10 protein-coding genes are annotated in these 12,234 nt (G+C 73.2%); 9 read left to right on the plus strand and 1 reads right to left on the minus strand.

All coding sequences use genetic code 11. The features are described 5' to 3' along the window. Positions 1-156: 156 nt before the first annotated feature. The 7 genes from MUY14_RS02225 to MUY14_RS02255 are packed head-to-tail and all read left to right on the plus strand — an operon-like array spanning position 157 to position 10,161. On the plus strand, positions 157-5,982 hold the full coding sequence (locus MUY14_RS02225) for a type I polyketide synthase (RefSeq protein ID WP_247020262.1): 5,826 nt from the start codon (positions 157-159) through the stop codon (positions 5,980-5,982). A gap of 2 nt (positions 5,983-5,984) precedes the next feature. Continuing rightward, positions 5,985-6,437, plus strand: a complete 453-nt coding sequence (locus MUY14_RS02230) for a thioesterase family protein (protein WP_247020264.1) — start codon at positions 5,985-5,987, stop codon at positions 6,435-6,437. Position 6,438: 1 nt separating this feature from the next. Next, positions 6,439-7,014 (plus strand): flavin reductase family protein, encoded by a 576-nt coding sequence (locus MUY14_RS02235; RefSeq protein ID WP_247020267.1) that lies wholly within the window; start codon positions 6,439-6,441, stop codon positions 7,012-7,014. A gap of 14 nt (positions 7,015-7,028) precedes the next feature. Next, positions 7,029-8,072, plus strand: coding sequence for an NAD-dependent epimerase/dehydratase family protein (locus MUY14_RS02240; protein WP_247020269.1), 1,044 nt, complete (start codon positions 7,029-7,031; stop codon positions 8,070-8,072). Further along, positions 8,069-8,248: a DUF6222 family protein gene (locus MUY14_RS02245; RefSeq protein WP_247020271.1), complete on the plus strand. Its 180-nt coding sequence runs from the start codon at positions 8,069-8,071 to the stop codon at positions 8,246-8,248. The genes MUY14_RS02240 and MUY14_RS02245 overlap by 4 nt, the downstream gene beginning before the upstream one ends. Beyond that, positions 8,245-9,960, plus strand: a complete 1,716-nt coding sequence (locus tag MUY14_RS02250) for an acyl-CoA carboxylase subunit beta (RefSeq protein ID WP_247020273.1) — start codon at positions 8,245-8,247, stop codon at positions 9,958-9,960. The genes MUY14_RS02245 and MUY14_RS02250 overlap by 4 nt, the downstream gene beginning before the upstream one ends. A 9-nt stretch (positions 9,961-9,969) precedes the next feature. Further along, entirely contained in the window at positions 9,970-10,161 is a 192-nt protein-coding gene (locus MUY14_RS02255; RefSeq protein WP_247020275.1) for an acyl-CoA carboxylase epsilon subunit, read from the plus strand. Between the two features lie 982 nt (positions 10,162-11,143). Here the strand turns inward: MUY14_RS02255 and MUY14_RS02260 are convergent. Next, positions 11,144-11,392: a hypothetical protein gene (locus tag MUY14_RS02260; RefSeq protein ID WP_247020277.1), complete on the minus strand. Its 249-nt coding sequence runs from the start codon at positions 11,390-11,392 to the stop codon at positions 11,144-11,146. Between the two features lie 169 nt (positions 11,393-11,561). Here MUY14_RS02260 and MUY14_RS02265 point away from each other — a divergent pair, with 169 nt between their 5' ends. Next, positions 11,562-11,702, plus strand: a complete 141-nt coding sequence (locus tag MUY14_RS02265; RefSeq protein WP_247020279.1) for a hypothetical protein — start codon at positions 11,562-11,564, stop codon at positions 11,700-11,702. A 154-nt stretch (positions 11,703-11,856) separates the two neighbouring features. Next, positions 11,857-12,168 carry a DUF6235 family protein gene (locus MUY14_RS02270; protein ID WP_247020281.1) on the plus strand — a complete coding sequence of 104 codons (312 nt, stop codon included), beginning with the start codon at positions 11,857-11,859 and terminating at the stop codon, positions 12,166-12,168. Positions 12,169-12,234 lie beyond the last annotated feature (66 nt).

The following is a 12,234-nucleotide window of genomic DNA, read 5'->3' on the forward strand; positions in this document are numbered from 1 at the left end:
TGCTGGACTTCAACGGCCCGGCGGACGGGCACTCCGGGCGGCGCGGCCGCCCGAGGAGACAGACCGGCGGTGGGGCTCGAGCCCCGCACCGGAGGACAGCGGGGACCTGATGGTCCCGGTGATACGGGGCTCGAGAGCCAGTGGGAGTGCGGTGGCATGAGCGTAGAGCGGATTTCGATCGTCGGTATCGGTCTCCGGTACCCCGACGCGAGTTCTCCGGAGGAGCTCTGGGAAAACGTGCTGGCCGGGCGCCGGGCGTTCCGCAGGCTGCCGGACGAGCGGATGAACCGGGCGGACTACTACTCACCGGACCCGAAGGCGCCGGACCGCTTTTACGCGCAGAAAGCGGCGGTGCTGCGGGACTACGAATTCGACCGGGTGGCGCACAAGGTCGCCGGCAGTACCTTCCGGGCGACGGACACGACGCACTGGCTCGCCCTCGAGGTCGCCGCGCAGGCGCTCGCGGACGCCGGGTTCACCGAAGGTGACGGCGCCCCGCGGCAGAGCACCGGCGTCGTCATCGGCAACAGCCTGACCGGGGAGTTCTCCCGCGCCAACATCATGCGGCTGCGCTGGCCGTACGTGCGGCGCACGGTCGCGGCGGCGCTGAGCTCCCGCGGCTGGGAGGACGAGGAGACCGCGAGCTTCCTCCGGGAACTGGAAGTCCAGTACAAGGAGCCGTTCCCCGAGATCAACGAGGACACCCTCGCCGGTGGCCTGGCGAACACCATCGCCGGCCGCGTCTGCAACCACTTCGACTTCGCCGGCGGCGGCTACACCGTCGACGGCGCCTGCTCGTCTTCGCTGCTTTCGGTGGTCACCGCGGCCAACGCGCTCGTCCAGGGCGACCTGGACCTCGCCGTCGCCGGCGGTGTCGACCTGTCGATCGACCCGTTCGAGGTCATCGGCTTCGCCAAGACCGGCGCGCTGGCCAAGCGCGAGATGAAGGTCTACGACGCCGACTCCAACGGCTTCTGGCCGGGCGAGGGCTCGGGCATGCTCGTCCTGATGCGCGAAAGCGACGCGCTGGAGCAGGGCAAGCGGATCTACGCGTCGATCGGCGGCTGGGGCGTCTCCTCCGACGGCAAGGGCGGCATCACCCGGCCCGAGGCCGCCGGGCACCGGCTGGCCATCAAGCGGGCCTACGACCGCGCGGGCTACGGCGTCGAGACCGTTTCCTACTTCGAGGGCCACGGCACCGGCACCGCGCTGGGCGACGCCACCGAGATCGAGGCGCTGTCCACCGCCCGCCGCGACGCCGACCCGCTGGCCAAGCAGGCCGCGCTGTCGACCATCAAGGGCAACATCGGCCACACCAAGGCCGCGGCGGGGGTCGCCGGCCTGATCAAGGCGACGCTGGCGGTGTACCACCAGGTCATCCCGCCGGCCACCGGGCACCACGACCCGCACGAGTCGCTCACCGGCTCCTCGGCGCGGATGTACGTCCCGCGCGAGGCGTCGCTGTGGCCGGAGGACCAGCCGGTCCGCGCGGGTGTCTCCGCGATGGGCTTCGGCGGGATCAACTCCCACATCACCGTCACCGAGGCGCCGACCGCGCCGCGGCGCCGCGAGCTCGACGAGCGGGCCCGCGCGCTGGTCGCCGGCCGCCAGGACGCCGAACTGCTGCTCTTCGACGCCGACGACCTCGCGACCCTGCGCGGGAACGTGGCCGCGGTGCTGGAAACCGTGCCGAAGCTGTCGTTCGCCGAGCTGACCGACCTCGCCGCTTCGCTGGCGAAGGACCTTTCGGGCAAGGCGGTGCGCGCGGCGGTCGTCGCGGCCAACCCGGAGCACGCCGAGCGGAAGCTGACCAAGCTCCTGGAGCAGCTCGACTCGGGTGACGCGGTCTTCGACAGCGCCGACGGCATCTTCGCGAGCAGCCGCGGCAGCGCGCCGAAGATCGGCTACCTGTTCCCCGGCCAGGGCTCCGGCCGCGGCGGCGAAAGCGCGCTGCGCCGCCGGTTCACCGCGGCCGAGGAGATCTACCGCGCCGCCGGGCTGCCGGCCACCGGCGACCAGGTCGCCACCGAGGTGGCGCAGCCCCGGATCGTCACCGGTTCGCTGGCCGCGCTGCGGGTGCTGCGGTCGTTCGGCATCGAGGCTTCCACGGCCACCGGGCACAGCCTCGGCGAGCTGACCGCCCTGCACTGGGGCGGTGCGCTCGACGAGCGCGGGCTGCTGGCGCTGGCGAAAGTCCGCGGCAAGGTCATGGCCTCGACGACCGGCGACGGCACCGGCGCCATGGCCGGCATCGCCGCTTCGCCGAGCCGCGTCGAGGAACTGGGTCTCGGCTCGGACGTCGTCATCGCGGGCTACAACGCGCCGGAGCAGACCGTGATCTCCGGGCCCGCCCCGGCGATCGACAAGATCGTCGCCCGGGCCAAGGCCCAGGGCGTCGGCGCGACCCGGATCAAGGTCTCGCACGCCTTCCACTCGCCGGCGGTCGAACCCGCCGCGAACGCGATGACCGAGAAGCTGGGCGAATTCTCCTTCTCCCGCCTCGAGCGGCCGGTCGTCTCCACCGTGAGCGGCGACGTCCTGCACGCCGCGGAGAACCTGTCGGAGCTGCTGCGCGACCAGATCGTGCTGCCGGTCCGCTTCCGCGAAGCCGCCGCCAAGGTGGCCGAGCGCAGCGACCTGGTGGTCGAGGTCGGGCCGGGCCGGGTGCTGACCGGGCTGTTCGAGGAGATCGCGCCGGAGACCCCGGTGCTCGCGATCGACACGGACAACGCGTCGCTGCAGGCGCTGCTGCGGGTCGTCGGCGCGGCGTTCGCGCTCGGCGCCGACCTGGCGGTGGACGCGCTGTTCGAGGGCCGCGTCGTGCGCGCCCTGCCCGCGGACGGCGTCTTCAACTTCCTGGCCAGCCCGTGCGAGGCGGCGCCGTCGATCGACAGCGAGCTGGCCGCCGAGCTGGCCGCGGAGAAGGCGCAGGCCGCCGACGCCGACGCCGGCAACGCCGACAGCGAGTCCGGCTCGACGCTGGACCTGCTGCGCAAGCTCGCCGCCGAGCGCGTCGAGCTGCCGCTGGAAGCCGTCACCGCCGACACCCACCCGCTCGACGACCTGCACCTTTCGTCGATCACGGTCGGGCAGCTGGTCAACGACGTCACCCGGGCGCTGGGGCGCCCCGCGCTGGAAGGCATGCCGAACTTCGCGACGGTGTGCCTCGGTGAGCTCGCCGAGATGATCGACGAGCTGGCGCAGACGGCGAAGCCGACCGACCAAGGCGCCGGCGAGGCTCCCGGTGTCGGCCCGTGGGTCCGGCCGTTCGCGGTCGAGTACGTGCCCGCGCCGCGGCCCACCGCGGACCTCACGCCGGGCGCCGGGCACGCCGAGTGGCAGGTCTTCGCGACCCCGCGCCACCCGCTGGCCGAACCGGTGAAGGCGGCGCTGGCGAAGGCGGGCGTCGGCGACGGCGTCCTGCTCGTCCTGCCGGCGGACTGCGACTCGAGCCACGTCGGCCTGTTCCTCGACGCCGGCCGCGCGGTCATGGCGGCTCCCAACGGCACGCGCTTCGTGGTCGTGCACCACGGCTACGGTGCCGCCGGCCTGGCCCGCACCCTGCGGCTCGAGGACCCCTCGGCGAAGACGACGATCATCGACTTCGCGGACCCGGCACCGTCGGGCGAGGACGCGATCGCGTCGGCCGTGACCACCGTGGTGGCCGAGGTCGCCGCGACCACGGACTTCACCGAAGCGCGCTACGGCGCCGACGGCGGGCGCACCGTGCCGCGGCTGTCCGCGCTGGCCGCGCCGAAGCCCGGCCCGATCCAGGACTCGCTGGACGCCACCGACGTCCTGCTCGTCACCGGTGGCGGCAAGGGCATCACGGCGGAGAGCGCGCTCGCGCTGGCCAAGGACTCCGGAGCGCGGCTGGCCCTGCTCGGGCGCAGCGACCCCGAGTCCGACACCGAGCTGGCGGAGAACCTCGACCGCATGGAAGCGGCGGGCATCCGCTACCGCTACGAGCGCGCCGACGTCACCAGCGCCCCGCAGGTCGCCGAGGTGGTCGCGCGGATCCAGGCCGACCTCGGCCCGGTCACCGCGGTGCTGCACGGCGCGGGCCGCAACGAGCCGGCCGCGCTGTTCTCCCTCACGGAGGACAGCTTCCGCAAGACGCTCGCCCCGAAGATCGGCGGCCTCAACGCGGTGCTGAACGCGGTCGACCAGGACAAGATCAAGCTCCTGGTCACCTTCGGCAGCATCATCGGCCGGGCGGGCCTGCGCGGGGAAGCGCACTACGCCACGGCGAACGACTGGATGACCGAGCTGACCCTGCGCTTCGGCCAGGAACACCCGCAGGCGCGGGCGATCGCGCTGGAGTGGTCGGTCTGGTCGGGCACCGGCATGGGCGAGAAGCTCGGCGTGGTCAGCGCCCTGATGCGCGACGGCATCACGCCGATCCCCACGGAGGAGGGCATCACCATCCTCCGCCAGGTGCTGGCCGACCCGGCCGCGCCGCCGGTGCTGGTGGTCTGCGGCCGCACGTCGGGCCTGGCCACGCTGCCGATCCAGAAGCGGGAGCTGCCGCTGACCCGGTTCGTCGACCGCGCGGTCGTGCACTACCCCGGCGTCGAGCTGATCACCGAGGCGGACCTGTCCGACGGGTCGGACCCGTACCTGACCGACCACCTGCTCGACGGGCAGCTGCTGTTCCCGGCGGTGCTCGGCATGGAGGCCATGACGCAGGCCGCGGCGGCGACGCTCGACCGCACCGGCACCCCGGTGCTCTCGGACGTCGAGTTCCTCCGGCCGATCATCGTCTCGCCGGGCGGGTCGACCACGGTCCGGCTGGCCACGCTGGCCCGCGACGCCGACACCGTCGACGTCGTGATCCGCAGTGACGAGACGGGCTTCAGCGCCGACCACTTCCGGGCGCGGCTGAGCTTCGCGCGGCCGGCGGAACTGGGCGAGCAGGTGCCCCGCGACGTCGCGCTGCCGCCGGTTCCGGTGGAGCCGATCAGCGAGCTCTACGGCTCGGTCCTGTTCCAGGGCAAGCGGTTCCAGCGGGTGCTGGGCTACCAGCGGGCGAGCGCCCGGCACGCGGTCGCCGAGATCGCGACCAGCGCGGACCACTACTGGTTCGCCCCGTTCCTCCCGCAGGAGCGGCTGCTGGCCGACCCCGGCACGCGGGACGCGATGATGCACGCGATCCAGTGCTGCGTCCCGGACGCGACGCTGCTGCCGCAGGGCATCGAGAAGCTGTACCTGGCCGAGCCGGGTGCCCAGCACGACGAGTACGTGCTGCTCGACGCCAGGGAACGGTCCCAGGACGGCGACAGCTACGTCTACGACCTCGACGTCCGGAACCCGGACGGCACCCTGGTCGAGCGCTGGGAAGGGCTGAAGCTGCGCGCGGTCCGCAAGCGCGACGGCGCCGGCCCCTGGGTCCCGTCGATGCTCGGGTCCTACGTGGAGCGTGCCTGTGAACGGCTGCTCGGCGGGACGCGGTCGGTGGTGCTCGAGCCGGACCCGGCCGGGCGCCCGGCGGAGGGCATCGCCGAGCGGAGGGCGCAGACCGCGCTCGCCGCGGGCCGCGCGCTCGACCGGCCGGTCGAGGTCCGCTACCGCCCCGACGGCAAGCCCGAGTTCGACGCGGGCAACGTCGGCGCTTCGCACACCTCTCAGCTGACCCTCGTGGTCGCCGGCGCCGACCAGGTCGCCTGCGACATCGAGACGGCGATCGAACGCACCGAAGAGGACTGGGCCGGCCTGCTCGGCGAGGAGCTGCTCGGTCTCGGCCGGCTGCTGGCCGCCGACACCGGCGAGGCGATCAGCGTGGCGAACACCCGGGTCTGGAGCGCGCTGGAGTGCGTGCGCAAGACCGGGCTGATGACCCAGGCGCTGACCGTCCGCCAGGTCGACGCCGACGGGTGGGCGCTGCTCGCCTCCGGCAACGCCCGGATCGCCACCTGGTCGACCACCGTCAACGACCGGACCGACCCGATCGTGTTCGCCGTGCTCCACGCAGAGGGGAACTGAAGATGACCGACTACTACGAGATCCGCCACACGGTCGGCTTCGAAGAGACCAACCTGGTGGGCAACGTCTACTACGTGAACTACGTGCGCTGGCAGGGCCGGTGCCGCGAGATGTTCCTGAAGGAGAAGGCGCCGGCGGTGCTCGAAGAGGTCCGCCACGACCTCAAGCTGTTCACCCTCAAGGTGGAGTGCGAGTTCTTCGCCGAGATCACCGCGTTCGACGAGCTGTCCATCCGGCTGCGCCTGGAGGAGCTCACCTCCACGCAGATCCAGTTCGCGTTCGACTACGTGCACCTCACCGAGGACGGCGAGGAGCGCCTGGTGGCCCGGGGACGGCAGCGCATCGCCTGCATGCGCGGCCCCAACACGGCCACCGTGCCGTCGCGGGTCCCCGAGCAGCTGCGCGAGGCGCTGGTTCCCTACTCGACGGCCGCGGTCAACGGCAAGGGAGTCTGACGTGGGCTACGAAACCGAGCCTTCCGAGAGGACTCACGTCCTCAAGCGGCTACGGACCTCGCCGGCCCGCCGCGGGCTGTCGGCCCAGCCGGGGCTGCGCCAGGTGATGGCGCAGTTCGCGACCGGGGTGACGGTGCTGACGGCGGGCGGGGAGGACGCGCACGGCATGACCGCCAACGCGTTCTCGTCGGTGTCGCTCGAACCGCCGATGGTGCTGTGCTGCGTTTCGAAGGCGGCCCGGATGCACGCCGCGATCGTCACCGCCGGCTCGTTCGGCGTGAACATCCTTTCGGCCGACCAGCAGGAGCTGTCGAAGTACTTCGCCGACTGGCGCCGTCCCGACGGCATCGCCCAGTTCGAAGCGGTCGGCTACACCGCGGGCGGCAAGACCGGCTCGCCGCTGCTCAAGGGCGCGCTGGCGTGGCTGGAGTGCGAGCTGGCCCAGGTGATCGAGGGCGGTGACCACTCGATCTTCCTCGGCCGGGTGGTCGAGACCAGCCGCGGCGAGGGCGAGCACGCGCTCGTCTTCTACGGCGGCGGCTACCACCAGATCGACGGGCGGGCCCGCGCGGCCTGAAGGGGGCGGAAAGCATGTTGATCGCGGTCACGGGCGGGACGGGGTTCCTCGGCGGGCACACGGTCGCGGCGCTGCTGCGGCGGGGCCACCGGGTGCGGCTGCTCGCCCGTGACGCCGGTCGCGCTCCGTCCACTGTGGACGTCGTGGACGGCGACGTCACGGATCCCGGTGCGGCGGCCCGGCTCGTCGACGGGGCGGACGCGCTGCTGCACGCGGCGGGTGTCTACACCTTCGACAGCAGGCGCCGGGCCGAGGTGCGGCGGGTCAACGTCGGCGGCACGGCGAACGTGCTCGACGCCGCCCGCCGAGCGGGTACCGGGCGGATCGTGCACGTCTCCACCGTCGGGGCGCTGTACCCGGCCCGGGAGCCGTCGATCGGCCCGGCCAGCCCGGTCGGCCGGCCGCGGGAGACCTACCTCGCGGCCAAGGCCGAGGCCGAGCTGATCGCCCGCGCGCACCGGGACGCCGGCGCGCCGGTCACCATCACCTACCCGCCCGCGCTGCTCGGTCCGGCCGACCCGCACCTGGGCGACCAGAACGCGCGGCTGCGGGACCTGCTGCGCGGGCTGATGCCGATGTGGCCCTCCGGCGGGCTGCCGATCGGCGACGTCCGCGATTCGGCGGAGCTGCACGCGCGGCTGTTCGAGCCGGCGGCGCCGGGCCCCGCGTACTTCGGGCCCGGGCACTTCCTGCGCACCCGCGACTACCTCGCCGCCGTCCGGGCCGCGACCGGACGGCGGCTGCCCGCGGTGTTCCTGCCCGCCCGCGCGATGTTCCCGGTCGGCCACGCCGCCGGCCTGCTGCAGCGCGCCTGGCCGTGGCACATCCCGGCGGAGTACGGCGCGCTCTACGTGTGCGCCACCGCCGTCCCCGTCGACGCGGCCGCGCCGCACGCCGGCGTCCCCGCGCGGCCGGTGGCCCAGACCGTGCGCGACACGGTGGCGTGGCTGCACGCCAGCGGGCGGCTGACCCGCCGTCAGGCGGGGACCGTTCTTCTGCCCAGAGTGTCCACTGTGGACGCCGGAGTCGGCGCCCCGACCGAGGAGGTCCTGCCATGACCGCCAGCGATGCCACCGAACCCGCCCGGTCGGCCGCGGCCCCGCCCGCCGTGCCGGACGTGCCCGCCGAGTGGCCGGTCCGCCCGATGCCCCGGCTCGGCCGCGGCATCGTGTGGTCCGACATCGTCGCCGAGATCGAGCACGACCAGCAGCTACGGATGAGGGATGCCGCGTGAGCGGAGGCCACGAGTCCGGGGCCCAGCGAGCCGACGACGCGGAGGTGGTGCCGGTCCCGGAGGGGACCCGGCCCGCCCGTCGCCGGCTCGCGCGGGCGGGGGAGACCGGCGACGCCCAGGTCATCGAGCTGGCCAGGGCGACCGACCAGGTGCGCGCGGAGCCCGCGGACATGCCGCTGCTGCGGCGCCGCCGCGACGAGCTCCGCGCGCACATCCACGAGGGCAAGCTCGACGCCGTGCGGCGCCAGCACTCGCTGGGCAAGCTCACCGCGCGCGAGCGGCTGGCCCTGCTGCTCGACGAGGACTCGTTCACCGAGATCGAGCCCTACCGGCGCCACCAGGCGAGCGGGCCGGGGCTGGCGGGCAACCGCCCGTACACCGACGGCGTCGTCGCGGGGTCCGGCACCATCGACGGGCGCCGCGTCTTCGTGTACGCCCAGGACTTCACGCTGTTCGGCGGTTCGCTCGGCGAGGCGCACGCGGCCAAGATCCACAAGGTCCTCGACCTCGCGGTGGCCAACGGCGCCCCGGTGATCGGCCTCAACGACAGCGGCGGCGCCCGCATCCAGGAGGGCGTGCTCGCGCTCAACGGCTACGGCGGCATCTTCCGCCGCCAGGTCGAGGCGTCCGGGGTGATCCCGCAGATCAGCGTGATCCTCGGCCCGTGCGCGGGCGGCGCGGCGTACTCGCCGGCGCTGGCGGACTTCACGTTCATGGTGCGCGACACGGCCCGGATGTACCTGACCGGCCCGGACGTCGTGGAGGCGGTCACCGGCCGGCGGGTGACCCACGAGGAACTCGGCGGCGCCGACGTCCACGGCACCCATTCGGGCGTGGCGACGGTCGTGCACGACGACGAGGAGAGCTGCCTCGCCGACGTCCGCTACCTGGTTTCCCTGCTGCCGGCGAACTACCTGGAGCCGCTGCCGGACGCGAGCTCGTCCAGCGCGAAGGACGACTACCGCCCGCGCCTGGCGGAGCTGGTCCCGGTGGAGCCCAACCAGCCGTACGACATGCACGACGTCTTTTCGGAGATCGCCGACGACGGCGAGTTCTTCGAGCTGCACGAAGGCTGGGCCCGCAACGTGCTGTGCGCGCTGGCCCGCATCGACGGCCGCGTGGTCGGCCTGGTCGGCAACCAGCCGGTGGTCTTCGCCGGCGTCCTGGACGGCCCGGCCTCCCAGAAGGCGGCGCGGTTCGTGCGGTTCTGCGACGCGTTCGGCATCCCGCTGGTGAGCCTGGTCGACGTCCCGGGGTTCCTGCCCGGCGTGGAGCAGGAGCGCAGCGGCATCATCCGCCAGGGCGCGCAGCTGCTGCACGCGTACTGCGAGGCGACGGTGCCGCGGATCCAGGTGATCCTGCGCAAGGCGTACGGCGGCGCGTACATCGTGATGGACTCGCGGTCCATCGGGTGCGACCTGTCACTGGCGTGGCCGACGAACCAGATCGCGGTGATGGGCGCGGAGGGCGCGGTGAACGTGTTGCACCGCCGCGAACTCGCGGCGGCTCCCGATCCGGCCGCGTTGCGGGCGAAGCTCGTCGCGGAGTACACGGAGGAGTACCTGAACCCCCAGTACGCGGCCGAGCGGGGTCTGGTGGACGACATCATCGACCCGGCCGAGACCCGCGCGGCCCTGGCCCGCGGGCTGGCGATGTTGCGCGACAAGCGGAAGCCGGGCCCGGCGCGCAAGCACGGCAACCTTCCGATCTAGGGGGCGGAGATGGTGTTGCGGGTGGTCCGGGGCGCTCCGGACGACGTCGAGCTGGCTGCTTTGGTGACGGCGCTGGCTTTGCTGGGGACGGAGTCCCCGGCGGAGCCGGTCGCCGAAGCGGTGGGGTGGCGGGCTCGGGGTGAAATGGCGGGTTCGTTCCGGCGGCCGGGAGCTTGGCGGTTGTCGGGGTTGCCGCGCTGAGGTTTTGCCGGTGGGGGCGGTCCTTTGTGGGGGCCGTCCCCTTTGGCGTGCCCCGGGGATTGCCGGGCCTCGGAACCGCCACCGGCCGTCATTGCCTGGGCCGACGCTCACGTGCTGGCTGGGCTGTGCCGGCCCGGGGTTCCCTCGCGGGCCCGCGCGCTGCGCCGGCCCGCCTCCGCGGCTCGGCTGGGCTTTCCGCGGCCCGGAACCGCAGCCGGCCTTCGCTGCCCGGGCAGGGATGCGCCGCCGGTTCGCCTCACGGGCCGTCTGGGTTGTGCCGGCCCGGGGCTGCTTCCGCCGCATGGGTTGGGTGGTCCCGCCCGGAACTGCAACCGGCCTTCGCGGGTCGGGCAGGGTTGTGCAGATCCGGGCAGGCATCACTGGGCCGGCTGGGTTGAGTCGCTTCCGCTGCCTGGGTGGCCGGTCCGGAAGTGCAGCCGGCCTTCGCTGCCTGGGCACGGTTGTGCCGGGGGTCGGCCTCGCGGGCCGGCTGGGCTGTCGGCTTCCGCGGCCTGGGGTGGCCGGCCCGGAAGTGCGACCGGCCTTCGCTGCCCGGGCAGGGTTGTGCAGATCCGGGCAGGCTTCACGGGGCTGGCTGGGCTGAGTCGGCCTCCGCGGCCTGGGGTGGCCGGTCCGGCACTGCCGCTGACCTTCGGCGCTTGGGCAGGGTTGTGCCGGTGGGGTCGGCCTCGCGGGCCGGCTGACCTGGGGCGGGTTCCGCGGCCTGGGGTGGCCGGTTCGGCACTGCCGCCGATCTTCGCCGCTTGGGCAGGGTTGTGCCGCGGATTGCTTCCGCGGCCCGGGGTGGGATGGCCAGTCCAGCACTGCAGCCGCCCTTCGCCGCCTGGGCAGGGATGCGCCGGCCGGGTCGGCCTCACGGGCCGGCTGGCCCGGGGCCGCTTCCGCCGCCCGAGTAGCCAGGCCAGAACCCCCAGCCACCCGCCGCAGGCCCGGGCCGGGGTTCGACCCGGGCCCCGCCCGATCAAGCAGCCTGGTCGCCGAGCTCCTCGCCCTCCTGGCGGCCGCTCGCGAACTCCCTCAGCCGGGCCGCCACCTCGCCCTCGCGGGCCGGGGAGTACGTGCTGTGCCCAGGGTGGACCGCCACATAGCGGACCATCCCGTCGAGGAGGACCTCGACCTCCGTGTGCTCGCCCGGGACGAACGCGCCGCCGCAGGCTGCGCAGGTGCGCTGGCGCTCCGCGGCGCCCCGGTGGGTCTCGTGATCGGTCATGAGGCACCTCGCTCGACGGTCCAGGAAAATCTCTGTTCCTCCAGTGCACTCCGGTGCGATCCCCGGCCGCCACTCGTGCGGTGCGCATCCACCCGGACCTGATTCGCGCACATCCGATCCGCGACCGGGGCGGCGCATCGTGGAGATCACCTACCGGAAGGAGAAAGCCATGACAGCAGCAGCGGTTCCGGCCGAACCCCAGCCGCCCGCCGAGCCGGTCGAGCGGACCTGGGAACGGCACCTGATCGCCGTGCCCGATCCCGAGCCGGAGGCGGACGAGCGCGGGCACATCGTGCTCGGCTACAACTGACTCGCACTTTCGGAGATGACCACGTCCCGGCCGCCACGGGAAACTGGAGGTCGGCCGGGGCGTCACGGGGTTCCCGGCGGGGCGAGCCTGTGGTCGGTCCGCGACGCACGCCCGCGTCGGCCACCGGCGGACGTTCGGTTGGGAGGCCGGCGAAATGGCAGTGCGCCTCCAGCTCACCGCTGGCTTCGAGATCCTCGAGGAGTGGGCTGAATCCGCGACCCAGGCCCAGCGCAACGCGCTTTACGAAGCGCTGTTCGCGGTCGGCGACGGTTCCGCATTCCTTGTTTACGACATTTTCGGCGACGCGGAAAACCCGCGCAATTTCGTCATCGTCGTGAAAGCGAATCTCGTCCTCAAAATCATGGTCCAACGCGCGGAATCGTCATTCGAAATCCGCTTCGTCGGCGCGCTCGAAGACGACGTCGACGTCGCCCCGGCCCAGTCGAGCCAGGTCAACCCGGAGTAACCGGCGGAGTTCCTGGGCCGAACGGCGCAATGCGTCCTCGCGAGCGGCGGTACGAGGACACGTGAT

The sequence above is a fragment of the Amycolatopsis sp. FBCC-B4732 genome, assembly GCF_023008405.1.
In the GTDB taxonomy this organism is placed as follows: domain Bacteria; phylum Actinomycetota; class Actinomycetes; order Mycobacteriales; family Pseudonocardiaceae; genus Amycolatopsis; species Amycolatopsis pretoriensis_A.

Excerpts from the sequence above, each read along its gene's own strand:
- MUY14_RS02225 (WP_247020262.1), top strand. The coding sequence starts at position 157 with ATGAGCGTAGAGCGGATTTCGATCGTCGGTATCGGTCTCCGGTACCCC.
- MUY14_RS02230 (WP_247020264.1), top strand. The coding sequence starts at position 5,985 with ATGACCGACTACTACGAGATCCGCCACACGGTCGGCTTCGAAGAGACC.
- MUY14_RS02240 (WP_247020269.1), top strand. The coding sequence starts at position 7,029 with ATGTTGATCGCGGTCACGGGCGGGACGGGGTTCCTCGGCGGGCACACG.
- MUY14_RS02245 (WP_247020271.1), top strand. The coding sequence starts at position 8,069 with ATGACCGCCAGCGATGCCACCGAACCCGCCCGGTCGGCCGCGGCCCCG.
- MUY14_RS02255 (WP_247020275.1), top strand. The coding sequence starts at position 9,970 with ATGGTGTTGCGGGTGGTCCGGGGCGCTCCGGACGACGTCGAGCTGGCT.
- MUY14_RS02260 (WP_247020277.1), bottom strand. The coding sequence starts at position 11,392 with ATGACCGATCACGAGACCCACCGGGGCGCCGCGGAGCGCCAGCGCACC.
- MUY14_RS02265 (WP_247020279.1), top strand. The coding sequence starts at position 11,562 with ATGACAGCAGCAGCGGTTCCGGCCGAACCCCAGCCGCCCGCCGAGCCG.
- MUY14_RS02270 (WP_247020281.1), top strand. The coding sequence starts at position 11,857 with ATGGCAGTGCGCCTCCAGCTCACCGCTGGCTTCGAGATCCTCGAGGAG.